The following is a 24,970-nucleotide window of genomic DNA, read 5'->3' on the forward strand; positions in this document are numbered from 1 at the left end:
TTCTTAGTGATCCTATATCATGCACCATAGTAATAAAACCTTAATATTTTTCCTCAAATGTCGTTGAACGACAGACGCCTTGCAGGCGGCCGGGTTCTGACAGCCGTCTCCCAATGAGTGTTCTTTCTTCGGCCTCGTTGGCGATTCATAGCCCTTTCCATATTTAAGGCGCAATCAACAAACCCCGTCTCCATCAGATGGTATAAAACTCGCGAAACTCTGGACTCATTATGATCATAGAAAGGCTTGTTCCACTTGTGTCTGGATGACTTTGAGTCATCAACAAACACCTGGTCTCCTCGTCGATGCATCCCCCAGAAGTCAAGAATCTGATCCAGTGATTTCTGCAGTTCTACTTGTAGTTTTTTATCATTCTGTATTTCTATCACCATTTGATCAGTCAGCAGAGGCGCGGTTCTGTTGTATTGACTGGGTTGACTATTGGGGAATAACAATTGAATGTAATCATGAGCGGATTCACACTGATTATGAGAAAACCTTCTGACTCCTTCCAGAGTGTGCTGCTGTCCTGCGATTTTATGCTTACCTGTTCGTGAAAAAGCCAGCCAGTGCTGAGTCATTTCCAGCTCTTCCTTTTTTGAACGGTCTACAGCATTCTTGACACGAATGACCGTAGGTGGATTTAATCCATAACCAATAGCTGATATATCAGAGTAAGCCCTTGCAGAGTTTGTTTTTGCTGTTTCTGCTCTTCTTCCAAAAAGCTCTTCACGCTGACTGTCAGAACTTGTACTACTTACAAAAGGTCCAAAGTCATCCTGACCAGCAGTTGCCCCAGTATCGGATGAAGAAGAACTTGTTGATTTCACAGGAGAAGGCACTTGTCTGTTAGCTTCTGAGCGAACGCTTTCTCCGCCAAATAAAACGTCAGGATAGCGGCTTCGAATGCGACGCATGATCATGGCAGAGACTTTATTATCTCGATGATCTTCAAAGAAACTGCTGATCACTTGAGGTATGACTGCCTTTACATGATGCTCTGGCAAAGCTTCCAACGCTTCTTCCAGCGCAGCCCAGATCTCTTCACCTATCTTGTCAGAATTTCCCGTATGGGAGTGATCCATGTAGGCCTGGTTCATGCCGTGATAAATTCTTTCGTAGGTGTAGCGGGGAGTATCCCTGATTTCAGTCAAAACCTGTTCAGCTACATCACGAGTCAATTCCGCCGGATTTAAGCAATGGATTTCAATACGCCGGGTCGCCAGTCCACGACGCTGAGCCCCCCTATTCATCTGGTTGATCAGATATTCCAGCTCATCGTAGAGCTTCTCCTGCTCTTCAACCCTGACGACGGTTCGCCCCCAGGCAATATAGTTCTGCTCATTGCCTGCAGTGACCTTGAGAGGTCCATCTTCAACACCGGCTCCAACCTTTTCCTTTCCCCAGCAATCCAGTGCCTTAAACTGAGCAGTAAGATCGTCAACTCTAGTCGAAATCATGAAACCATCCCTGTATCTGTATCCTTAACTGATGGGCAGAATAGTCCCTGCCCTCAACTCATCCCTGACTTGCATCAACATCGCTCCGAGGCGGTTCTCCCCTCCTCTGGCAACCCCCCAGTAGCTGTCCCTGTTAGAATCTTCGTAGAGGGGTTCATTACCTGTCCCCAATAGACGCCGACGAAAAAAATCATCCTGTCGTGCCTTTTCCCTCAATGCATGCAGCATGACGCTATCTCTGGATTGCAGCCATTGTTTATGGCCCACATCCAGAGGAATGGTAAAACGGGGATTACTGCGATCCGGATGAATATAGCGAAACACGTCATCTGCCGTTTTTAACGCTTGAATCTCAGGCCAGCGGCTCTTATTGAATTTCTTGGCCTGAAAATAGTGTTCAGTCGTCGGCCAGTTAAACCCTTCAATATTGACACCACCGGGAGGCTCATAAAAGTTGGTGAATTCGAAGTAAGGTTTTCCACTGCGAAAAAACATTACTTTGGGTTCATTCTGACAAACTCTCAGTGCATGAGTCTGCATGTAATTTTTATAAGAGCGAACGGCACTTCTAGCCTCGAGCTGACTGCCAGAAAATGTCATCAAACGTTTTCCCCCAGTCTCTTTGATGGCATCAGCCCAATGGTGATTCAACGGGATATTTCCCAGCCTTCTCTGCTCCTGCAATGTTCTTTCAAGACTGGCCGCACAACTGTCATAGCCAACAGCCATCAAACATTTAATCACTCTTGTTATGCGCTTATGGTTATGATCACCATTGTTCAGCATCCACTTCCCGTGTGCGACGCCTTTATCAGGGTCAATCTGAATGGAATCCCCCTGACGAGTAAGCCCCCAGAAACTGAGCATTTGATCAAGAGAAGCCTTCAGTTGCTGCTGCAGCACAGGACTGTGTTGAAGCTCGAAAACCATTTGTGGCGTTAGACGGGGAGACTCAGGATTAGCCCCACTGACTTCAAAGTTCGGAAACAGCAGCTGGATATAGTCATGCTCTGCCTCCATCGCTGTTTCATCCAGAGCTCTGATCGCATTGATCGTCCATCTCTGCCCCTGGATGAGCTGATTTGGTTCCTTGGTAAAATTAATCCACTCTTCAGCCTGCGTTGGCAACCTTGTGGAGAAGCCCGCCGGAGGCAATTCAAGCTCTTTTGGTACAACAGGCTCTGGCTCAACAGGTAATAGGACAATCCCGGACTGCAGCTGTTCAGCTATATCTTCGAAATGACTTGAGTCTGTTATCGATTCAGGCGTATAACCCGGGACACTAGGCATCTCTCCAATCCGGTCCAGATCAAGATAAACGGCAGATTCTTTCAGCTCAGCACCAGGCTGCTCAACACCTTCTCTGGCCAGTAAATGTTCATGATGAACCACATCCAACATACCAATTGTGAGATCAGATGCTAACTGTGCCTTGATTCCTTGTTGCTCAAAATGCTCCCTGAGAATACTCACCTCTTCGATCAACTGCTCATTCAAAGACTGGAAAAGCCCCACATTTTCCAGCAACTCCTTATCAGGCGGAATAACCGACCTCACTCCCTCGTCAGTAACATACACCACCTCAAAAGACAGATCTTCAGCGTCTTCAAGAGTGCCCTCAAGGTAATCACTGAGGTTCTCAAGGTTGCGAGACAGAAAGCTTTGGCCGAGAAGGTTTTCAGTACGACGACACTGGTTTTGATAAGACTGCAATAACTGGGACTGTCTGGCCTCTTTACCACTCAAGGCCGTATGAGTAGAACTTGGGATTACTTTTCGCCGGTCGAGCGGACTCCCCTCAACCGTTAGCGGGTCCTCCGGAATATGGCGCTCGGATGCCGTTACTTTCTGCTCACCTTGAGTATGACCGGTCTCACCCGTGATGTGAGGAGAAGGTCGGCCTGATGGGGGTATGTCAGAATAAGTCATGCCTATAGTCCAAAGAACTATCCTCTTCAGACTATCGGCATGGATACTGAAAACTCATTGCCAAAACAACTGATTCGAAAGCTTGATCCAACAAACTCCTGGTTTTCTTCCCTTTTATGAGTTTAAGCCGTAAAATATTTCTCCCATATTTTTTTTAAGAAAAGTTTTTCTGAATCTGACTTTGAATAAGATTCCAGCCAGTCATAATACATTTCTTTTGAGGTTTCCAAACTGCACGGATATGCTTTTTTTAAAAAGTTCTGGCTTCCAGAAAGCAGATAAAAACGATTCAATTGATCTTTAAAGTAAATAAATTCGTATTCCATAGAGGTTATACATAAGAATAAGTGACTACTTTGAAAATTAGCGTCTATCAGATTTGATTTTGAAACTTCAATCATAGAACAAGTAGGTGTTCCACCAAATTCAAAGGCTAAACTAATAATGTCTTTTGATGTATTTTGATTGATAGCTTCAGATAACCACTCTGCTTCCATTGGGTTCATATAGTCTGCAATAGGTAAACAAGCCCAGCGTTTACTTTTAATTCTTTCAGGAAGAAGCATATATTCCATATTAAGCCACTCCGATACAAATGATTCAGAAAGTTTTTTCATTGCATTGTTATCAATCATCATACCGAACCTCAACCCCTCTGCCATTATTTGGATTTCTTATCTCTAATGTTGGGCGACCATCCGAACTTCCTGGCCTTAGAGTAATACTGTGTCCACTTTCAAGTCTTCCAGTCTTTCCAATGCCATATTGTGTTTTAATTTCCTTTATATCCAAGGGAGAGAAAAAGCCAAAATCTTCCTCTGCTTTTCTGAAACCGCCAAGACTAATTCTTTGCTCAGTCTTGCCTTTAGTAGCTCTCCCAATCTCTGTTTTTTCTAAAAAATCTTTTATTTTTTCTGAATCTCTAATTTTTACTACCGATGCCAACTCCCGGACTCTTGCAGGTGGCACCATTACCGAAAGTATCTTACCATAACCCGCCAGTTCGTCCTTTGTCGCCTGGTCTAGACTATCCCAGTGTTTGCTAATTACCCCTCCGGTCGCCTTGTCGGCGTAATTCACTACAGCATCAATAGTCTCGCTGGTAGCTGCCAATCCGTTCAGAACCTGTCTGGTTTCTTCTGGGAAGTGCTCATAGGATATTTTGACTGCTCCCTGAACGGTTCGTTCTATTCCTTTTGAAACCGGGTCTTCACCCCGGCCAATAGCCACCACAGCTTTGCGAAATTCAAAACTGCCACCACTGCCGACACAACTGGAATGATAATACTGGCCGACAGAGGCTGAATCATGCTTTTGAACCGTTTCCCAATGGGTCTTCTGAGGGCTTTCGGGAACTGGCTGTCGGTCGACAGGCCAATGCGACTGATATAAATGGATCGCGTCACTCTGAGCTTCTCCCAGGAAGTGAGTGAGATCATCAGTGTCGTCGGTGTTGTACGACTGAAGAAGCCTGATTATATCCAAATGATTTCTTGCCTGAGCCAGCTCCAGTGCCGTCCTGCCGGGCTGGTTGAGGATATTGGCGCTACTTCGAAGCCCAGGACTTTCACCTTCCTCCAGCAGTTGCCTGACACGGCTGATATTGCCATCGCGGCTGGCCAGGTGCAGTCGGGTGTAGCCTTCTGAGTCTGTGGTTCTGGTGGGCACGGGGTACAGGTAGGCGAAGTCATCCAAAAGAATGCTCAGGTTAACATCATGACTTTGAATCGTTTGTGGCGGCGTGTTTTCAGGGAAAACCTGACACAGGCTCACCACCACAAAAGGATGAGCTGTTTTCAAAGTATCCTTTTGCTGTTGTATTGATTCATTTTCATCCTGTTGAACCGTCAGCATTGTGCTGACTCCGCATTGGTAGTGAATGCTGTCGGCGTTAACGGTTACTCGACAACCTGGTCGGGTATATAAAGCATGAAAAAGATCGGCTGCCAGTTCGTCTGAATCCTCCAGTCCTGCCTGTTTAAAATAACAGGGAGCGTTCTGGTCAAAGAGGGTAATTTTGTCATTTTCCAGACTAAGGGTAATGCTATGGCTGGCTGTGAATAAAAGATAATGGGCGGGAACAGGGCGCTTTTTAAGTTCTCTTAAAAATTCAATGGTGGACGCTTTTGTGAGCGCAACCGGCCAGCCCTGTGTACTGACTATAGTTGGCTTTTGGCTTGCTCTTCCAGAGAATGAGTTGCCTGAGTGGATGTCGTAGGTACAGCGCTGGCGGTTTTGCGAGTCGTAAACGCTTTGCATCCAGGCTAAAGTTTTCAGGAGCCTGGCGGCTTCATCATTGGTTCGGGAGAAAGTCTCGAAAGTGGTTTCGTTGTCAGAAAGGCCATAAGCCTGTCGGTAGGCTTTGTACTGTTGTTGTGCGTGCTCCATGGCTTGTTGCAAGTTTGACCAGTGCCTGCCAGAAAAGTCCCAGCCGTTTTTCCCTTCGCTATGGGTATTGGCGTTCTGGCTGCATATCTCAAGGCTTTGACTGAGCTGTTGCCGTGTATCCGGTTCATTAAGAGTGGCCTGCAAATAGGCGCAGACCAAGCCAAAGCACAAACCTTCGTTGTCTAACTCATCTTTGTCATCATCATAGTCATAGGCGTCATTGGACAAAAAAGCGGTGTTTCTTTGCAGATACTGCCAAGTATCCTGACTTTCAGATACTTCAGAGCAGGTTTTTTCCGGCAGATGATGAAGGTAGCCGGATTGTACAGGAGTGGCTGCTTGCTGGTTGGCGAAAAGGGAGGAGCAGAATAAATAAAACGTCAGTAGACAAGTGAAAAACAGGGTGTAATAGTTCTGGCCAACCCAGTAGCAAGAGATCTTGCGCCTTTTCATAAAGTCCCCTGACACTCCAGAAACTCAGTATTAGCAGTGTCAGGACAATATAGTCAGGAAACCAGAAGCCTTCCATGGAGTTTACTTTAACCTCGCACACTCCATCCTTAGTATCGTCCCTGATATACCCTCCCTACCGTGACAGACTGATTTAACCGGTATTACGCATACCCGCAGCAATACCTGCAACGGTAATCATCAAGGCCTGTTCCAGCTTATCGCATACTTCACCCTCTTCTGAATGGCGAACACGATAAAGTAACTCAGCCTGAAGCACGTTCAGCGGATCGGTATAGGGATTTCGCAATGCAATAGCCTGTTTATTCTGGGGATGGTTGGACATCAACTCTTCCCCACCCTTGAGCTCCAGCAGAGCGTTGATAGAGGTTTCTAACTGCTCCCGTAAACTCTCACCCAAGTGCTGCAACCCGGTAGGCACCAGTCGATCCTCATAATATTCAGCCAACTTGGAATCCGTCTTCATAAAGACCATTTCCAGCATTTCCAGTCGAGCTTTGAAGAAAGGCCACTGACTGATCATTTCTTCCAGAGTGTCTCTCTGACCCTTTTCCAGTGCATTGTTCAGAGCAACACCAAAACCCAACCAGGTAGGTAACATCAGGCGAATCTGAGTCCAGGCAAATATCCATGGAATCGCCCGTAAGCTTTCTACACCGCCATTGGGTTTCCGCTTTGCAGGCCTGGAGCCCAGCGGCAGCTTGGCCAGCTCTTGCTCTGGAGTCACTGCCCGAAAATAGGGAACAAAATCAGTTTCATCACGGACCATGCCACGATAAGTTTGCAGTGAATCACTGGCCAACTGATCCATCATATCTCGCCAGCTTTGCTCTGGCACAGGTGGAGGCAAAAGGGTGGCTTCCAGAGTGGCACTGGCATAGAGCATCAAACTGTTAATGGCTACATCCGGAAAACCAAATTTAAACCGGATCATCTCCCCCTGCTCAGTCACTCTGAGATTTCCGTTCATAGAGCCCGGAGGCTGAGAGAGAATCGCCGCATGAGCAGGGCCACCGCCACGGCCGATAGTACCGCCACGACCATGGAACAATGTCAGGGCAACATTATTTTCGCGGCAGACCTCCGTCACTTCTTCCATGGCTCGGTACTGAGCCCAGGCTGCAGCCATCCAGCCCGCATCTTTGGCAGAGTCTGAATAACCAATCATCACCATCTGGCCTCCATGGCAATAGCCACGATACCAGGGTAATGACAGCAGAGAGCTAATACACTCGCTGGCACCATCCAGTGCATCCAATGTTTCAAACAAAGGAGCAATGGGCATAGCGAAGTCAACGCCACATTCTTTCAACAATAACGCCACGGACAAGACGTCGGACGGTGTATATGCCATGGAAATAACATAAGCCCCCAATGCCTGCTGACCTTCGCTGGCAATGGCTCGACAGGTTGCAATGACCTCAGCCACCTCTTCGGAAGGCTGCCACTTTGCAGGAATCATGGGCCTTGGATTCTGGAGTTCTTTTAACAGGAAGGTTTGTCTTTCCTGCTCATCCCAACTCTGGTAATCACCAATGCCCAAGGCACGAGTCAACTCACCGACTGCCTGCGTATGTCGGCTCGCTTCCTGACGAATATCAAGACGAATCAGAGTAAGACCAAAACTGTGAGCACGACGGATCATATCCAGCAGAGGACCATCGGCAATGACGCCCAGGCCCACCTCGTGCAAAGAGCGATAGCAGAGCTCCAGAGGCTCAACAAGATCCTTTTGAAGCAGAAGTACTTCTGAAGAGCGGGGTTTATCTACCAGTGAAAACTCGCACCAGCTTCGCGTTTCTCTCAGACGTTCCCTGAGCTGCTTGAGTATAACTCTGTAGGGTTCTCGACAATCCCCCAGTTTTTTTTGCAACTCTTCACTGCACTCCGTCATAGAGAGCTCACCGATCAGGGGCTTGAGATCCCTGAGGTACAAATCGGCTGCCATCCAACGACTCAGCAGTAGAACCTCCCTTGTTACTTCTGCAGTCACAAACGGATTACCATCTCGATCCCCCCCCATCCAGGAAGAAAAGCGAACGGGTACAGCATTCAGCGGCAGGCCAATATCGGTGTGTTCTCTGAGCCGCTCATCCATGGCACGAACAAAATCAGGCACGGCATTCCAGAGAGAGTGCTCGATAGTGGCAAACCCGCCCTTGGCCTCGTCCACTGGCGTTGGTCGCTTCATTCTGAACTCATAGGTATGCCAAGCCTGAGCAATCAGCTGACGAAGTCGGTCTTCAATACGAGCTCGCTCCCTGAAGCTAAGACGGCTACTTTCCAGCTTGCTAAGGCATTCAAAAATAGATTCATGCTTTTGAATCAGTGTTCTTCGAGAGACTTCAGTGGGATGAGCCGTCAGCACCAGCTCCATATCCAGATTAGCCACGCTTTCAGCCACCTGCTCTTTACTGAAACCCTGATGCCTGAGCCGGGTCATCAGCTCATCAAAATGATCGGGAACGCAAAATGTTTCACCATGACTGACGGCAATACTGTCATATTGTTCGGCCAGGTTCGCCAGATTGAGAAAGTGACTGAATGCCCGGGTAACCGGCACCAGATCGTCATCTGACAGGTTCTTGAGCTGATCCAGCAGAACTTCCCGGTCAACCTCGCTACCCGCTCTGGCTGCTTTGGAAAGCTGACGAATGCTTTCAATCCGGTTGAAAAAGATCTCACCATGATGCTCTTTTATAGTTTGACCCAACAGTGTCCCTAACAGGTTCACGTTGCGACGCAGATTCGCCTTGCTGTCCGTCATAGCTTTAACTTCCCGAGTTTTTACCGTGAAAACTGTTTCACCACCCAAGGTAATGAAATATGTTTCTTCCACTCATGGCATTTTGTTCATAGCTAAAAGCACGCTCACCTTATTAATGCAGGAAATTTAAGGGTAACTTTGAACCAAAGTACCATTATTCATCCCTCAAAATGATGATGTACGACTTCGAGAATCACTGAGCCTATACCATAGAAACCGAAGAAAAAAGCTTTCACAAAGACGCACTCAGAGACACACTCAAGTACAAGTCGCACAACATCCGGACACAGCCCATCAAGAAGAGATTTTCGGGAGACGTACGCCCCTGAAAACGAAGGATCGAATCATTTTCATAAGGTTTTGGAACAGACTTAGAGGGGAATGTTCAAGGTAAGACTTTTGTATCATTTAGAGGAGGATTCCAACTCGCCTGCTCATTATTGTATCGAATTTGAATGCATCAATTATTTCTGACGTATACTTACAGACCCTGTAATATGTTTATTACATGATGAATGTAGCGAGACTGCTCGCTTGTACGAGGTATCAGCATGAACGAAAAAGACCCCTTTGAGTGCACCACCTGCAACACCGTAGAAGTCGGTACCCTGATCAGGGACGATGATACCCGGGTGACCCTGGAGATTCGTGATGATGAAGCTATTTCTGCCCAGGACATGTTCAGTAAGATAGAACAACGTGCCTTGGCTGTAGGGTCTGGTAACTGCAAAATCCAGTCAGAAACCTGCAAGGAAAACGGCATGACCGTCATTAAGGCCATGCTGGACTTTGACTGCACCGCTGAAAAATTGATCTTTGAAATGTCTCAAAGATAACAACTCAAGACAGACTGAACGACTTTCAACCAAGGAACGGTTACAGCCTTTTTTGCACATCAGGCAGTACACACTTATGCTCACAAAATAGTTACCGGACGCTCTCCCAACCTCAATGCAGCCCGTCAAAATTCATGCCCCTGACGCCGAACTGTGCTTCTGGCCAGAACTGATCTCGCCGCAAGACTCCAAGCTCTATTACCAGCAACTGTTTTCTGACACTCAGTGGCGTCAGGATAAAATCACACTTTTTGGAAAGACGGTTAACTTACCCAGATTACAAGCGTGGTATGGCGATAAGGAAATGACCTACCGGTACTCTGGTATCGAGTTAACGCCAGAAGTCTGGACCCCGGTGTTACTGGAATTAAAAGCACTTGTCGAACAAGCCTGTGGCTCTTCATTTAATACTGTGCTGCTGAATCTTTATCGAGATGGAAATGACAGCAATGGCTGGCATTCAGACGATGAGAAAGAACTGGGTGAACAGCCTCTTATTGCATCACTGAGCTTAGGTCAGAAAAGACGCTTTCGACTGAAACACAAAGAGAGCCAGTCAAAAGCGATTCGGCCCTTGTCATTGGACTTGTCTTCCGGCTCACTGTTGGTGATGTCCGGCTCAACCCAGAGCTGCTGGCAGCATTGTATTCCCAAAACATCCAGAGCGGTTTTACCCCGCATCAACCTCACTTTCAGGAGTGTCATTCATGGCTCGTGCCCAATGCCAACGCTGTGAGCGTCCTCTGCACTTCTGTATTTGTCGTCACCTGGAGCCAGAACTGGCCTGCTGCGAACTACTGATTCTGCAACACCCGGACGAAGTCAAGCATCCACTGAACACTGCACGTATTGCCCGACTGGGCATAAAAAACTGCACAGTTTTAATCGGTGAAGATTTCACTGAAAACCCACAGCTTCAGGCCATCCTTGAACAGAAGCTGTGTTGCTTACTTTTCCCTCATGACGAAGCTCTTCTGCCTTCTGAGTATCAGAAGCACCATGGTCAGCCTGATGTTTGTATTCTTTTGGACGGCACCTGGAGAAAAGCTCGCAAGATACTACACCTCAACCCCCAGCTTCATGCTCTGCCATGGATCACCCTGCCAGAAGCCCTGGAATCCAGTTATCGAATCCGAAAAACGCCTAACCAGTCGGCTTTGTCTACGATTGAAGCCGCTGTCTGTCTCATGAGAGAGCTTTCAGGTGACTCTTCAGCTCATCAGCATTGTCTGGACAGTTTTCAGGCAATGATAGATCGCCAGATAGAAGCCATGGGACGGGATGTTTACGAAAAAAATTATAGTAAGCAATCAAACTGAACTACTTTCAATAAGCGTAGTGACAGGTTGACGCCAAAACAGCTGCTCAACCCACAAAGGAATGCATAAACCATCCAGGGTAGCGAATAGCCGGAAAGTCCAGCAGGAACAAAAGAAAAGTCTTTTTTCATCTGTATTTGTGCAATGAATAAATTGGCCGAAACAATACAGAGTAAAGAAAAAAACAGCCTTGTATGTCACTGGACACTTTTCCCTGCTTATGGCGATTTCAGTTGCCATGAGTAATGGAAACAATCTTTCACCCTTGGGTGATAAGAGGCTTTTCAAGGTCATCAGAAACAGAGTTCAGAACAATAATGACTGACGCTTTCCTGAAATCTTCTTCCCGATGGTTCTGGGTATACGCCCTCATCCTGTTTGCCATTCTTACCCGCCTGTTCTCTCTGGGCCTTTATCCTCTGATGGACACTTCAGAAGCCCGCTACGGTGAAATCGTCAGGCTGATGGTCGAAACCAATGACTGGATCATTCCTTACTTTGACTATGGCGTCCCATTCCTTGGAAAACCCCCGCTGTTTATTTGGCTCTCAGCCATCAGCTTCAAAATATTCGGCATTAATGAATTTGCTGCACGATTACCTTCCCTGATCTGCAGTCTCGGCTCTCTGGCCCTGATCTGGAAGTTGGCCCGCTTTCAAATGGGACAACAGCAGGCCAAAATTTCGGTATTGGTTCTGATTACTTCAGCCATGTTTCTGGTGCTGGCTGGAGCACTGCTTGCAGACCCGGTCATGACCCTGACCATCACACTGATTCTCAGTAGCTTCTGGATTGGATGGCACAGCCAAAACGAATCCGAAGCACTTCGCTGGCAATATCTGTTTTTCGCTGGCTGCGGGCTGGCTCTTCTTGCTAAAGGCCTCGCAGCCTTAGTTCTGGCGGGAGGCCCCATATTCATCTGGAGTTTGCCAAAAGGCAGGCTCATCCTTCTGTGGCAACGCTTCCCGTGGATCAAAGGGATAGCGCTAGCGGCCATGATCGCTTTTCCATGGTATATCAGTGCTGAATTACGCAACCCTGGCCTTCTGGAATACATGTTCATTGGCGAGCATTTTTCCCGCTACCTTGATTCAGGATGGCAGGGCGATGAATATGGAAACGCCCATGTTCATACATTGGGTGCAATATGGGGTTATCTCTTGGCCGGAGGCTTTCCCTGGACACTGGTGTTACTTGGTGTGGTACTGGTCCAGCTCTGGAAATTCTGGAAAAAGAAGCCCACGGTCAAATTGCAGGAATGGGACTATTATCTGCTCTGCTGGCTACTGTTCCTACCCTTGTTTTTCACTTTCACCACCAACCTGATCTGGACGTATACCCTACCGGTAATGCCTGCACTGGCTCTGATTATCGCCCGGCTGTTTGGGGAGAACTGGTCACGTTACTCTGCCAGACTCATTGCTCTGGCAACCTTGACGCCCCTGCTGATGATTGTCACCACTGTCGTAATGATGAATGACGGAGGTAAAAAGTCACAAAAATATCTGATCGCCAGCATGATGACTCACCCGACTGAGCAGCCCGGTCATCTTATTTACTTTATGAAGCGACCTTTTTCAGCCCGTTTTTATTCTCATGGTCAAGCCCTGCTGGCCAACAATGAAAAAGAGATCACCGGTCAACTGCACAGTGACAGAAGAGATTTTCTGGCCACCCGGGACGGCAATATTGACATGCTGTCTGAACCACTGAGAAATCGTTTCGAAAAAGTTTCCGACTATAGAAACTGGACGCTCTGGGTTGAAAAAGAGTAAGACAGAGTGAAGAGCACACAACTATGATGAGTGCTCTTTTATTCCAAACTTTTGAACCAATGTGACCGGCTCTTCGACTCAGAACCCACTTATTTTGAAACTTTGCTGATGTTTTGGCTTAGTCCTGATCATTTTTTTGTCAGGGGCTCGCCTTTCTTACTCAGCTCCCTTAGTAGATGACTTCGGACTCGACTGGGTCATCAAAAAAAGCTTTTGCGACTTATTAGGCAGTCATCTTCAGGGAGGACTTTATCAATTTAATATCTCCCTGATGGGCTCTGATCTGCAAGCCACCTTTGCCATGCTTGAAACAAAGCAGGAATCATCAATAGTCCACAACCCACTCCCTTCAATGCCTGACTGTCAAAGGGAATATTTCAAACCCGTAGATCTCCATAGAATCTCACGGGAAGCGCCTGAAGGTTGCACTCTGATATTACACGACACTACCAACACACAAAAGACAAAAAAAGCTATTATCACAGGCTCCCTGCAGGCGGTAAAAATGGATCGGCTGCCAATGGAGTGCCTTGGCTTTTTACCCCTGAAGCGAATTCAAAAAAATAAAGCTGACTAACATGACAACGGATGTTTCAGAGGCGCCCTGCGAAGGCGTTTTCCAGATGACCGATGAACCTTTTGACGAGTTGCTTCCTGACAGTCCAGCCCATTCTGCAGAAAAAAACCAGCCAAACAGCTCATGCCGGCCATCACGACTGAAATAGAAACGGTTGAGCAGGCTCAGCTAAAAACGAGCCTCTAACGTCTATTACTCAGGAAGCATCCGGGGATATCACCAGGAGAGAGCTTACCGTATCCCGCCTCCGTCATTCACCCCGCCTGAAAAGCAGGCTGGGTCGATTCCTGATACTGATCAGACTCGCCGATTTAAAATTCCTGAAACAGCTAGCCCGGAAATTTCATAAAGTGTTGAGCTTCTCGCTCTGCTATTTTTTCGGCTGACACATTTTCTCGTCATATTCATGCTTATTGCATGGATCTGACGAGAAAATGCTGTCACGGCGGAGAAAGAGCTAGCGAGAAGCCGACGAGCGATGTTCGTTTCTTTTCGTTCACATCAGCAAACGAATATCTCAGTATTTCCGCAGTCTATAGTCTGACTGGAGCGGCTTTATGAATTTTCCGGGCTAGACAACTGGCTTCAAACTCAGGAAAAAGAGCATCGTTCTACTTCCACTTGATATTACAACCCACGCTGGGGTTCTGGCTCTCTAAGACAGGCTCACCGGACAACACTGCCTCCATAGCTGATTTTAAATCAGCCTCAGTGGCAGGCTTATTATTTCCGGGACGGGCGTTATCAAACTGACCTCGATAGACACATTTCAACTCAGCATCAAAGAGAAAGAAGTCAGGAGTACAAGCCGCATCGTAGGCCTTCGCCACTGACTGGCTTTCATCGTAAAGGTAGGGAAATGGATAGGCTTTTAATGCCATTTTCTCAGGAGCATCTCCCGGAAAGGCCTCTGCGTCATTGGAGCTGATGGCCACAATCCCCAGATCACGATCAGAATAGTCTTCACCCAGCTGCATCAGAGCCGCTTCAATGTGTACCACATAAGGACAGTGATTACAGATGAACATTACCAGAACGCCCTTCTCCTTCCTGACTTCCTGTAAGGAAACCAGCTGCCCTGTTGCAGGATCGGGCAGTGTAAAATCAGGGGCCGATAAACCTGGTTCAATCATATTCGATGGGGTCAAAGCCATTCCGGTATTCTCCTGCCTGCTGCCTGTCGGACTTCTACTTCAGAGCATGAAATTGTCTTCAATCTGACAGTTTAATTATTGCCCCAACACCTGCCAATCAGATTGAGGGAGTTGTCGGGAACGGAAAACTACTGCTACATTGGAAGTTCAAAAATCAAACAATATCATTATGGGCAGGCACACCTCTTTTAATAAAGACAAAGCACTGGATAACGCTCTCGCTCTGTTCTGGTCCAGAGGCTTCTCAGCATCTTCACTAAGACAGCTGGAAGAAGCGACTGATCTCCACCCGGGCAGCCTCTACCACCACTTTAAAAATAAAGAAGGTTTATACCTGCATGTTCTGCAATATTACATTGAGCATTACCTGCAGCTAAGAATCCAGAAATATCTGAGTTCAGGGCACCCTCTTGAAGGGCTGCGCCGATTTCTGACGGCTGGTTATCGCCACTCCCGGGACACCCAATACCAGAACTGCTGCTTTCTGGCCTGCACCAGCACTGAACTTCACCTACTGCCGGACCAGGCTACAGAATTAGTCAAACAGGCTGTCAACACGATTCAGCAGGCTCTGTTAGCTCAGATTATCAAGGGGGCCGAGAAAAACCTGATTGACCCCAACTTGAGTGTTTCAGACGCGGCAAGGGAACTAACCAGTTTCTTTTTGGGTCTGCAGTTAATGGCCAGAATCAGCCCTAACCAGCATCAGCTGGACTTACTGGTCAAACACAGTCTTCAGCACATCCTGAATCCTAAAATCTGATGGTGAATGGGCACCAATAACCAAAGGGTTTGGAGTTGCTACAAGGAAGCGCGAACCAAGCCTCTGAAGCCTGGAAATAGTGGATGACCGGGGTGAGTGAATGCAAGCATCGCAAAAGCGATGGGCATACCCGGTAAACAAACGCCGCTGAATTGATTTCACGGCTCACAACCCCCCCCTGCATTTATGACTTGGCAGGGAAAAGGTATTCAATGGACGCTTTGCAGTTTATTTCGTTGTTACAGCAAAAGCTGATGGTTTTTGACTTCTACCTGAGAAGCCTATCTTCCTTTGGTTATTCTTACCATTTCCTATTGTTTGCTGGTTTTCTTTATTGGTCAGGTTATAAATATCTGGGTGCCCGTCTGGCTATAGGTACTGAAATCAGCACCACTATTTTTGGTACCTGCCGCCAGTTTTTTGATTCCCCCAGACCTTACTGGATTTATCCAGAGCTCTACAATGACATGTCGGAAAAAGGCATGTCGGAAAAAGCTTTTGGCATGCCATCCGGACACACCCAAAATACTGTCGTATTATGGGGGCTTTTGGCCAGCACGTTGAAAAGCCGATGGCTTTGGGCACTGGCTCTGCTCATGATATTTTCTACGGCTCTCTCCAGGTTATACCTTGGAGTCCACTTCCCGTCTCAAATTCTGGTCGGCATCAGCTTTGGAACAATCATTCTTTTTCTGATTATTTCATTGGAGCAGTCATTTCTTAACTTTCTCAATATCAAAACTTTCTGGCAGCGCTGTTTCATTGTTCTCATCGCCTGCTCCCTTCCCCTCTTAACCGCTCTTTTTATCAGAGAAATTCTAAACTGGGGTGTGAGCAGCAGCGCTTTATTCCCGTACAGTAAACTGTCCAAGTTCACAGGACTTTTTGCTGGTATAGGCTTGGGACTTCTGATCGCCCCGGCCTTTGGCAAACCTTCCATGAAACTGTTTTTCACCCAGGCTCTTCCGGGGGCTGTCAGCGTTTCACTGCTTTATAAGCTCTTGCCCTACCTTCCTCAGCCGGAAGACTTTCCTGAACTCTACTATCTTTTTCGCTGGCTTGAGGCTTTTATTCTGGCCTTCTGGGAGACAGGCCTGTGGCCCGTGATTTACCGGAAACTTGTGGGAAATCACTCATAAACCTCATATAGAGCCCCATGCAACAATCACAATAAAAAACGATACGGAGTATTCAATGCGTTTTACGGCGGTTCTTGCACTGCTTTCATGCTGTGTGGCAACACTTTGCCATGCTTACTGGATAAGTGACTCTCACTACTATCGGACAACCCAGGCGTCCGATGGACAGTATTTTGATAAGCAAGTGTATGCCTATCCCCTATCACCCGCATGGAAATACAGTGAAGCTAATCTCCGCCAGCTATTGCCTGAAATTCAGCTGGAAGATTCAGATATTACTACTCTCAACAAAGTCGCCTGGATTACGTTCTTTTCCAATACTCGCCAGCCTGATAGTCAACACAACCATCGATACATCTCAGATTGGTTGAGTACCCAGTTTTCAAACCACGAATTTTTCTGGGATCAAGCGTTCTGCACTTTTGGCTTTGGCCTTTATGCTCACCGCTATTTCCCTGTGACAGGCGGATTGGATAATTTTTACCGATTTCAGCATACCGATGGTTTTATTCCCAGAGAAACCAGCCCTGACGGTTATGAGGTTCACTATGCACCCTCTCAGCCCACCTCTCTGACAGAAGCCACAGACGAGAACAACAAAGCTCTCAACGCCATCAGGGAAAGAAAAATCAGAGAACTCTATATCGAAGAGAATAAAAACAACCCGCCATTGATTGCCCATGCAGAATGGCGTTACTACCTCATGAGTAGAAACCTGCAAAGACTTCATAGCGTCATAATACCGCTCGAACACTATACCCGCTGGCAGGAGAAAAACCGTCAGGTAAAGACAGGGCCTTTGGAAGGTCTCTTCTGGCAGCGAGCTTTCGGTTCAGGTATGGACAATATTCCTCTGGGGTTTGACGTCTGGACCCGAGATGAGAAAAAAATCAGTTCTCATCCGGACCCTGAGCTCATTAACATTTCAGACCTGCTGGACAAGAACGACGCCTGGTTCGACATCTCTGCCCAGATGAAACTGCACTACGATGCCATGGCAAATATCGAGCGGGTTTTGGGACATCATGAGCAATCAGAAATTTACAGAACAAAGTCTGAACAACTTAAAGATAAAATCAATGAGTGCATGTGGGATTACCAAAAAGGAGGCTACTTCAATGTACAGGACAGCTGCGACAACAAAGAAGCTACCTATACACTGTCTATGTTCTGGGCTCTCTATGCCGAAATAGCCAGCAACAAACAGGTAGATGCCATGCTGCCGATGTTAACCAGCTCACTGTATTTCAGAAGTGCAATGCCATACCCGGCACTGGCTCAGCTCTACTGGCCAATTCTCAAATGGCTTCGATTATTACGTTATCAGTTCAATAAAGACGGGAATTACTGGCAGGGAGGCTCCTGGCCCCCACTGGTCTACATCACCCTGAAAGGGTTGATGAATTATTCAGAAGCTCGACAGGATGCCTGGCTCGAGTACACCGCTTCGACAGAGAAATACCTCAAAAAACTGACTCAGAATCTAATTAATGCCAGTACATCATCAGGAATAACAGACCCGGTAATGCTCAAGGAACAATTTTACGAATACAACAGCCCGTCTGATGGAGGCCCTGGAAAAAGAAATGACGAAAAACAAACGCCCGCAAAAAGCAATTTCCTTGGCTGGGCTGGGTTAGGGCCCATAGGTCTTGTGCAGGAGAGCCTGATAGGAGTCAATGTTCATGAGAACCAAATTACATGGCATTTGCACAGACAGGATACCCACGGCATCCGAAATTTGAAAATTGGTCCGGGACTTATCAACCTTGAGGTAAGCCCTGGCAACCCCTTACAAAGATCAAACTTTACCTTATCGGCTGAAAACCTCTTCCGTCAGGGCATTCAAACCCTGAAAGTTATCTATCGGGAAGAAGGTACTATGAAAACGCTGGTTTTTAATATGTCCGAATTGGAACAATGCCGGTAACATTAGGAGATCACTATTGCTTGCAAGACTCTTAACTTATGGCCATTCAACAAATCATTGTTCATCAGCTGGAACAGGTACCAGGCAGCGACTCTCTAACTGCTATTCCAGCAGGTCATAGCCTGCCCCCCACTCCAGCGCTGGAAGCGATGCTGGACGACCTGCTGCAAACCTACAACAAGAAACAAGACAAACAGTATGGTCAGTTCAACCCGGAAGCAGAGAGCCCTTTTCCAACAGAACTGGGCGAATATCTGGAAGAAAAAATAGATTTCACCGCCCTGACACAGAACACCCTCAACCAGCTTCTTGAAAAGCTGGACCAAGTGGGAGCATTGGGCGGTGGTTATTTGCTATTCGCGGACTACCAGCAAGGTTTAACCCGATACTTCATGCTCTGCATGCTGACCAGCAATATGAGCGTCACTGTCACTGAAGATTTGTCCATTCAGGACGTGGCCTATCTGGATACTGCCAAAATGCCCCTGGCATGCAGAATCAACATCACCGAATGGCAAGGTCACGAAAACAGTGGTCGTTATCTTTCCTTCTTACGCCCTCGTGGTGGACGTCGTCTGAGTGATGTTTTCCAGGATGCTCTGGGTTGCAATGAAACCAGCAATAGCAAGGAAGAAGCGGACACATTAGTCAGCGCTGTAAAAGATTACGCCAAGGAAGCACCCTCTCTGGAAAATCACAAAGAAGTCAGTCGACAGGTCTATGACTTCTGCCAAACCAAAATAGATGAGGGTGATGCCTTAACCCTGGACGAGCTCACCGGTTATTTGAGTGATGCAGGTTCTGATGACTTTGCCCGCTTCGTTAATACCCGCGACTATGACATGAGCCAACCCATGGCACCGGAGAAGCGCACCCTGACCAAACTGGTCAAATACACCGGCCGCAGTAAAGGTCTCAACATTGCTTTTGATGCAGAGCTGTTAGGAACTCAGGTGGTGTACAACAAAGATCTGAACCAGCTGGTGATCAAAGAAGTTCCCGACAAACTCAAGGAACAATTGGAAGGAAATCACTGACCTTTTACCAGACGGGCATTTGCATGCCGGGATGAGCTTTGATAGACATATTTAGAGGCCTTGCTGATTGAGCGTATGCAATCAAGGCTTCTGGGCCGTCACAATCAAGTGGCAGCCGGGACATCCGATACATAAGGGATGATTTCACCGTTTCCGGACCCCATCATGCCAAAAGCTCATTTACTGGCCGCTGTGTTTTTTCTTCTGGCTTTCATGAACCAGGCTGCTGCTTCTGAGCAGCCTGTAAAAAACAACAATCTGACCTCGGAATATCTTCTGAAGCAGGAGCTGTTGCTGAACCAACTGATTGTAAATATTCATTTGTTGCAGATTGATTTTCTCAACAAGAAAGCCAGAGAAAACATGCAGGATAACCTGGCCCTGCTCAATCAGAGCATTCCAGCCCTTCCTGAACAATCAAGAGATCAGGAAACCTCAAAGCTGCTCTCATCCACCCTGGCTCTCTGGCCAATCATTAGTCGTCACGCGGCCTGGATGGCTGACCTGCCGACCTACTCCCGCCCCCCTGAAGCGTCAACGCTACTTCTGGCTCTGGCCAAACTGGATAGAAAGCTGTTGCTTCTGAGACAAAAAATGTTGACCCGATACCCTCACAGAAACCAAAAACTTGGCTTTCTTGAGCAGGCATTACTCATGCAGCGCTTATCCCGGGAATATCTCAGCCTGACCCTGTCAGAGATGAAAGAAGAAAAAACGGCTTCAGGGCGATTGCAACTACAAACGCTGGCTCGGCATTTTGAACAGAAGCTGGAAAAGCTGGAAAAGCAGTTTGGCGACCATGCTCACGCTGCCCAGCCCATAAAACAGGCTCAGGCTGCCTGGAACTTTATTAAGGTAGGAATCGAACAGTTTCCAGGTAAACCGGTTCCTGAAATGGTAGCCCGATATGGAAACACCATTGTCAGCCGGATGACCTCTGCACATCAGATGTTCTAACTTGTAGAAACACCTCAGCTTCCCCCCAGGGGAAGCGAACTGTAAACTGCTGCTTCAGTTTAAAAACACCTGGAACCGGACAATATTCCTGCAGTGGATAGCTGACAGAGATCACTTTGCTTCCCGACTTCAACGCCAGCATTCTTAATGTCAGACAACGGATAGTCAGGTCATCCAGATTGGATGCATATAAATAAATGACAGAGGCCTCTGAAAGGTCTGACTCCAGATAGTCTTCTTCGATCACCTTCAAACAACCTGACGCCATACTTTGACTGACTCGCCTGAGTCTTCGGCAAAATGTTGGAACCTGCTCAATGGATGTCACTCTGACCCCGGCAACCGTTGCCAACCAGAGTGAAGTAAAGCCACTGCCCGCTCCCAATTCAAACACATGGTCTGTGGCATTCAATTCTGCTTTTGTTGAAATCTCATCAAGCGCTGTCAAAGGCGTTTCTCCATAGAGATACACATCCTCTGACTGTTTATTGAGAAGATAGCGTTTACTGACCTGAAAAGGGCTGTCCAGCAAATACCTGAATTTGAGTTCAAGAAATGCTTTTAGAAATGGGCGATGAAAAGAATAACGGAAGAACACCTTGATCAGCTCAATCCATTCAAAACCATGAACTCTCAACCCAAGCAAAAGCAATTTCACCCGATGCGTCCAGATTCCTGTTTATCTGTAATAGATTGATGGACAGCGGAAGCCAGGTCAACCGCGACTGAAAAGATAAACAGTACAGTTGTACAAAAAAACATGAGCATTTTTCATTCAAATTCAGGTTATCTATTGGCAGATTGGTCACTTAAATAGCATACTCTAGGAGCAATACAGCGAATAAGGAGTGGCACATGGAGAAAACCCAGACCCGTCTTTATCCTGAAGATCAGGCCAAAGTCGACCGTTTTCTCAATACCGGTACCAATGCGGCTGAACGTAACCGCTTCAGACCATTAAAGCTGATGTTCTGGCTGGCAATGATGATTGTCATTCTCGGTGTTCTGAGCCGCGTGATAGGCATCTTTATTCTGGGCTGAGCTCAGCAGGGTGTGCTCTCAATCAGTTTCTCCACTTTTTTATAACGTTTGTTGGTAAGAGAGATGGGCTCCTCAGACTGATTCAGAACACTCCTTTATAAATGCCTATGGCGATAAAAAATAGAGAGAATAAAGTGACTGATCAGCCGCATAACATTGTGATTGTTGGGGGAGGTGCCGGTGGGCTTGGATTAGCCACCAAACTGGGAAAAAAACTGGGCAAGAAAAAGAAAGCCCATATCACCCTGGTGGATGCTCAAAAGACGCATTTCTGGAAACCTCTTTTACATGAAGTAGCTGCTGGTTCCCTGAATGCTTTTGAGGATGAACTCAGCTATTTAGCTCAAGCTAAATGGAATCATTTTCAGTTTCTGCCCGGCAGAATGTCGGGATTAAACAGAGACAATAAAACCATTACCCTTGCCCCCATCTACGATGAAACCGGAGAAGAAGTCGTTCCCGAACGCAACCTGGAATACGATGACCTGGTGATCTGTGTTGGCAGCACCGCTAACGACTTTAATACCCCGGGCGCAGTGGACCACTGCCTTTTCCTGGATAACAGAGAAGAAGCAGAAAGAGTGCATACTACTCTGTTGAACCACTACCTTTATGCACAAGCCTCCCGTGAGGCGTCTCCCGAATTAAACATTGCTATCATTGGCGCTGGTGCAACCGGTGTTGAACTGGCAGCAGAGCTTCATCATGCAGCCATTGAGCTGGCTCGATATGGTCTGGATGCGATAAAACCCAACAAAGTAAAAATCACTATTATTGAAGGCAGTGATCGTATACTTCCAGCATTACCCATCCGTATCAGCAGCAGCGTTCACAAACAACTGCAAAAAATGGGCATTTTGATTCAAACCAATCAGCTGGTGAGTGAAATCACTAATACTGGTTTGAAAACAAAAAGTGGTGACATCATTGCTTCCGACTTAAGTATCTGGGCAGCAGGTATCAAAGCCCCTGCATTTCTGAAAGATATTGCTGGTCTTGAAACCAATCGAATTAACCAGCTTCTGGTCAAACCCACCTTGCAATCCACCCTGGATGATCACATTTATGCTTTAGGTGATTGCGCCAGCTGCACACTAAAAGACAGCAATGACGAACCGATCACTATCCCTCCCAGAGCCCAGGCTGCTCACCAGCAAGCCGAATTGCTAGCAAAGAGCCTGATAGGCAACGTTCTGGAGGGCCAGGCACCCCTTACCTTTACTTACAAGGATTACGGCTCTCTGATCTCTCTGAGTCGATTCAGTGCCGTTGGCAATTTAATGGGTGCAATCACCGGTGGTGACATGATGGTGGAAGGGATGATGGCCAAAATGTTTTACATCAGCCTTTATCGAATGCATCAAGTAGCATTGTTTGGACGGTTCAGGACAGGTTCACTGATTCTGAAAGACTTTATCGGAAAAACCACACGCCCCCATTTGAAGCTGCATTAATCCATTTTCAGAAAACAGAAAACCAAAAAAGCCGGTTCAATGAACCGGCTTTTTTGGTTTGTATGGTGGGTCGTGTAGGATTCGAACCTACGACCAATTGGTTAAAAGCCAACTGCTCTACCAACTGAGCTAACGACCCGGCACTTGTCTGAATACGCGATTCAATCAAGCTTTATTCCTGATAGCATTTAATTTGAAAATGGTGGGTCGTGTAGGATTCGAACCTACGACCAATTGGTTAAAAGCCAACTGCTCTACCAACTGAGCTAACGACCCACGATGTTTAATGAACACGTAGCTCAAAAAACAGACTCTTGCTTAAGAGTCAGAAGATGGCTCCCCGAGCTGGACTCGAACCAGCGACCCAATGATTAACAGTCATTTGCTCTACCAACTGAGCTATCGGGGAATTACTCTTTACCTTGTATATTTTCCAAGGGAAAATATGGTGGGTCGTGTAGGATTCGAACCTACGACCAATTGGTTAAAAGCCAACTGCTCTACCAACTGAGCTAACGACCCACAATGCTTTCTGAATACTCAATCCAGAAAACAAACTCTTGTTAAAGAGTTTAAAATGGCTCCCCGAGCTGGACTCGAACCAGCGACCCAATGATTAACAGTCATTTGCTCTACCAACTGAGCTATCGGGGAATTACTCTTTACCTTGTATATTTTCCAAGGGAAAATATGGTGGGTCGTGTAGGATTCGAACCTACGACCAATTGGTTAAAAGCCAACTGCTCTACCAACTGAGCTAACGACCCAAGCCGTTTATTAAACACACAGTTCAACAAACTTTCAACTCTTAAAAGAGTTGGCTCCCCGAGCTGGACTCGAACCAGCGACCCAATGATTAACAGTCATTTGCTCTACCAACTGAGCTATCGGGGAATCGTTGTCGGCGATGTGTTTGCGTCATCACCTGACGGCAGCGAATATTAATGAGATTTCCGGCTGAGTCAAGCCCTTCTCCTGAGCTTTGTGCAAAAAGTTGCTGAAAAAAGCGACAGAAATAACTCTACGGTATATCTCACCCGGGCTGAAACGCCCGTCAGTCCGGCCTACTTCGGAGCTCAAGTACCACTCTTGAAGTAATAAGCCCGGCGACCTAACCACTCAAATAAATATTCTACAAAAATCTAAAACAGAAAAAGCTACCCGAAGGCAGCTTTTCAAACATCCGATGATGAAGTCTGTGATTACAGACCTTCAGCACTCTCGGACAGGTACTTGGCAACACCAGCAGGTGATGCGTCCATACCCTTGTCACCTTTGTTCCAGCCAGCTGGGCAAACTTCGCCGTGCTCTTCATGGAACTGCAGGGCATCAACCAGACGAACCAGCTCATCCATGTTACGACCCAGAGGCAGGTCATTAACAATCTGTGAGCGAACAACGCCGTCCTTATCAATCAGGAAAGCACCACGGAATGCTACACCGCCTTCAGACTCAACGTCGTAGGACTTGCAGATTTCGTGAGCCATATCAGCAGCCAGAGTGTACTTAACCGGACCGATACCGCCTTCGCTAACAGAAGTGTTGCGCCATGCGTTGTGAGTGAAGTGAGAGTCGATGGATACACCGATCACTTCAGTATTACGTTCTTTGAACGCGTCGATACGATGATCCAGAGCGATCAGCTCGGAAGGACAAACGAAAGTGAAGTCCAGTGGGTAGAAGAACAGAATACCGTACTTGCCACGAATCGCCTCGGACAGAGTAAACTCGTCAACGATCTCGCCATTGCCCAGGACAGCAGGAACAGTAAAGTCAGGAGCTTTCTTGCCAACCAGTACGCCCATGAATTTAATCTCCAAGGTTTAGTATGTGTCGCTGCGATCCTGCAGTCATTGCAATAATCGCAATCATTTAAGCGACATCATGATACACCTGATAACGGCCTTAGCCTACAAACCCCAGCACAAATATCTATAAATTTTATCTCTTAGCTGATAGTTAAAGTCTATCGA

Annotated in this window: 19 protein-coding genes and 7 tRNA genes; 11 read left to right on the forward strand and 15 right to left on the reverse strand. The window is 47.0% G+C overall.

The genetic code is table 11. The features are described 5' to 3' along the window. Positions 1-53 precede the first annotated feature (53 nt). The 5 genes from GZ78_RS02340 to ppc form a co-directional block, all read right to left on the reverse strand. Positions 54-1,460, reverse strand: a complete 1,407-nt coding sequence (locus tag GZ78_RS02340) for an opioid growth factor receptor-related protein (protein WP_034832481.1) — start codon at positions 1,458-1,460, stop codon at positions 54-56. Positions 1,461-1,484: 24 nt separating this feature from the next. Then, positions 1,485-3,389 carry an NADAR domain-containing protein gene (locus GZ78_RS27085; protein ID WP_051785743.1) on the reverse strand — a complete coding sequence of 635 codons (1,905 nt, stop codon included), beginning with the start codon at positions 3,387-3,389 and terminating at the stop codon, positions 1,485-1,487. Positions 3,390-3,511: 122 nt separating this feature from the next. Then, the gene (locus tag GZ78_RS02350) at positions 3,512-4,027 is read right to left on the reverse strand and encodes a hypothetical protein (RefSeq protein ID WP_034832482.1); all 516 of its coding nucleotides are present in this window, start codon (positions 4,025-4,027) and stop codon (positions 3,512-3,514) included. Then, positions 4,017-6,230 (reverse strand): ankyrin repeat domain-containing protein, encoded by a 2,214-nt coding sequence (locus tag GZ78_RS27090; RefSeq protein WP_051785744.1) that lies wholly within the window; start codon positions 6,228-6,230, stop codon positions 4,017-4,019. Before GZ78_RS27090 ends, GZ78_RS02350 begins: the two co-directional genes overlap by 11 nt. A 151-nt stretch (positions 6,231-6,381) precedes the next feature. Next, on the reverse strand, positions 6,382-9,015 hold the full coding sequence (gene ppc / locus GZ78_RS02360) for a phosphoenolpyruvate carboxylase (protein ID WP_034834030.1): 2,634 nt from the start codon (positions 9,013-9,015) through the stop codon (positions 6,382-6,384). Between the two features lie 551 nt (positions 9,016-9,566). Here ppc and GZ78_RS02365 point away from each other — a divergent pair. From GZ78_RS02365 to GZ78_RS02380, 4 genes are all read left to right on the forward strand, one after another. After that, positions 9,567-9,851, forward strand: a complete 285-nt coding sequence (locus tag GZ78_RS02365) for a DUF406 family protein (RefSeq protein WP_034832484.1) — start codon at positions 9,567-9,569, stop codon at positions 9,849-9,851. Positions 9,852-9,966: 115 nt separating this feature from the next. Then, on the forward strand, positions 9,967-10,587 hold the full coding sequence (locus GZ78_RS02370; RefSeq protein WP_034832486.1) for an alpha-ketoglutarate-dependent dioxygenase AlkB family protein: 621 nt from the start codon (positions 9,967-9,969) through the stop codon (positions 10,585-10,587). After that, positions 10,559-11,170 carry a tRNA-uridine aminocarboxypropyltransferase gene (locus GZ78_RS02375; RefSeq protein WP_034832488.1) on the forward strand — a complete coding sequence of 204 codons (612 nt, stop codon included), beginning with the start codon at positions 10,559-10,561 and terminating at the stop codon, positions 11,168-11,170. The genes GZ78_RS02370 and GZ78_RS02375 overlap by 29 nt, the downstream gene beginning before the upstream one ends. Before the next feature lie 317 nt (positions 11,171-11,487). Further along, a complete protein-coding gene (locus tag GZ78_RS02380; protein ID WP_051785745.1) occupies positions 11,488-12,945 on the forward strand; it encodes an ArnT family glycosyltransferase in 1,458 nt (485 codons plus the stop codon). Between the two features lie 1,188 nt (positions 12,946-14,133). Here the strand turns inward: GZ78_RS02380 and GZ78_RS02390 are convergent. Beyond that, positions 14,134-14,676 carry a thioredoxin family protein gene (locus tag GZ78_RS02390; RefSeq protein WP_034832491.1) on the reverse strand — a complete coding sequence of 181 codons (543 nt, stop codon included), beginning with the start codon at positions 14,674-14,676 and terminating at the stop codon, positions 14,134-14,136. 139 nt (positions 14,677-14,815) lie between these two features. On the opposite strand from GZ78_RS02390, the gene GZ78_RS27095 reads away from it, so the two are divergent. The 5 genes from GZ78_RS27095 (at position 14,816) to GZ78_RS02415 (ending at position 20,502) form a co-directional block, all read left to right on the forward strand. After that, positions 14,816-15,439: a TetR/AcrR family transcriptional regulator gene (locus GZ78_RS27095; RefSeq protein ID WP_152558498.1), complete on the forward strand. Its 624-nt coding sequence runs from the start codon at positions 14,816-14,818 to the stop codon at positions 15,437-15,439. 212 nt (positions 15,440-15,651) lie between these two features. After that, positions 15,652-16,578, forward strand: a complete 927-nt coding sequence (locus GZ78_RS02400; RefSeq protein WP_034832497.1) for a phosphatase PAP2 family protein — start codon at positions 15,652-15,654, stop codon at positions 16,576-16,578. A 55-nt stretch (positions 16,579-16,633) separates the two neighbouring features. Continuing rightward, the gene (locus GZ78_RS02405; RefSeq protein WP_034832499.1) at positions 16,634-18,508 is read left to right on the forward strand and encodes an MGH1-like glycoside hydrolase domain-containing protein; all 1,875 of its coding nucleotides are present in this window, start codon (positions 16,634-16,636) and stop codon (positions 18,506-18,508) included. Between the two features lie 38 nt (positions 18,509-18,546). After that, on the forward strand, positions 18,547-19,545 hold the full coding sequence (locus GZ78_RS02410; protein ID WP_034832501.1) for a nucleoid-associated protein: 999 nt from the start codon (positions 18,547-18,549) through the stop codon (positions 19,543-19,545). A gap of 165 nt (positions 19,546-19,710) precedes the next feature. Then, positions 19,711-20,502 (forward strand): hypothetical protein, encoded by a 792-nt coding sequence (locus GZ78_RS02415; protein WP_152558499.1) that lies wholly within the window; start codon positions 19,711-19,713, stop codon positions 20,500-20,502. On the opposite strand, the gene GZ78_RS02420 is transcribed toward GZ78_RS02415, so the two are convergent. Next, on the reverse strand, positions 20,468-21,160 hold the full coding sequence (locus GZ78_RS02420; RefSeq protein WP_034832505.1) for an rRNA adenine N-6-methyltransferase family protein: 693 nt from the start codon (positions 21,158-21,160) through the stop codon (positions 20,468-20,470). The two genes, GZ78_RS02415 and GZ78_RS02420, sit on opposite strands and share 35 nt — an antisense overlap. Before the next feature lie 197 nt (positions 21,161-21,357). On the opposite strand from GZ78_RS02420, the gene GZ78_RS02425 reads away from it, so the two are divergent. Together GZ78_RS02425 and GZ78_RS02430 are read left to right on the forward strand one after the other, a co-directional pair. Beyond that, positions 21,358-21,543, forward strand: coding sequence for a DUF3094 family protein (locus GZ78_RS02425; protein ID WP_034832507.1), 186 nt, complete (start codon positions 21,358-21,360; stop codon positions 21,541-21,543). A gap of 134 nt (positions 21,544-21,677) precedes the next feature. Continuing rightward, positions 21,678-22,997, forward strand: coding sequence for an NAD(P)/FAD-dependent oxidoreductase (locus GZ78_RS02430; RefSeq protein WP_034834033.1), 1,320 nt, complete (start codon positions 21,678-21,680; stop codon positions 22,995-22,997). A 63-nt stretch (positions 22,998-23,060) separates the two neighbouring features. Here the strand turns inward: GZ78_RS02430 and GZ78_RS02435 are convergent. The 8 genes from GZ78_RS02435 to GZ78_RS02470 all read right to left on the reverse strand — a co-directional run bounded on the left by GZ78_RS02435 (position 23,061) and on the right by GZ78_RS02470 (position 24,802). Further along, a tRNA-Lys gene (locus GZ78_RS02435) sits at positions 23,061-23,136 on the reverse strand. Between the two features lie 61 nt (positions 23,137-23,197). Next, positions 23,198-23,273: transfer RNA gene (locus GZ78_RS02440), tRNA-Lys, on the reverse strand. A gap of 57 nt (positions 23,274-23,330) precedes the next feature. Next, positions 23,331-23,406, reverse strand: a tRNA-Asn gene (locus GZ78_RS02445). A 37-nt stretch (positions 23,407-23,443) separates the two neighbouring features. Beyond that, positions 23,444-23,519, reverse strand: a tRNA-Lys gene (locus tag GZ78_RS02450). 56 nt (positions 23,520-23,575) lie between these two features. Continuing rightward, a tRNA-Asn gene (locus GZ78_RS02455) sits at positions 23,576-23,651 on the reverse strand. A gap of 37 nt (positions 23,652-23,688) precedes the next feature. Next, positions 23,689-23,764: transfer RNA gene (locus GZ78_RS02460), tRNA-Lys, on the reverse strand. A gap of 51 nt (positions 23,765-23,815) precedes the next feature. Next, positions 23,816-23,891: transfer RNA gene (locus GZ78_RS02465), tRNA-Asn, on the reverse strand. A gap of 308 nt (positions 23,892-24,199) precedes the next feature. Continuing rightward, complete coding sequence (locus GZ78_RS02470) at positions 24,200-24,802, reverse strand: peroxiredoxin (RefSeq protein ID WP_034834035.1); 603 nt, start codon at positions 24,800-24,802, stop codon at positions 24,200-24,202. Positions 24,803-24,970 lie beyond the last annotated feature (168 nt).

It is taken from the genome of Endozoicomonas numazuensis, from assembly GCF_000722635.1.
Lineage (GTDB): Bacteria > Pseudomonadota > Gammaproteobacteria > Pseudomonadales > Endozoicomonadaceae > Endozoicomonas_A > Endozoicomonas_A numazuensis.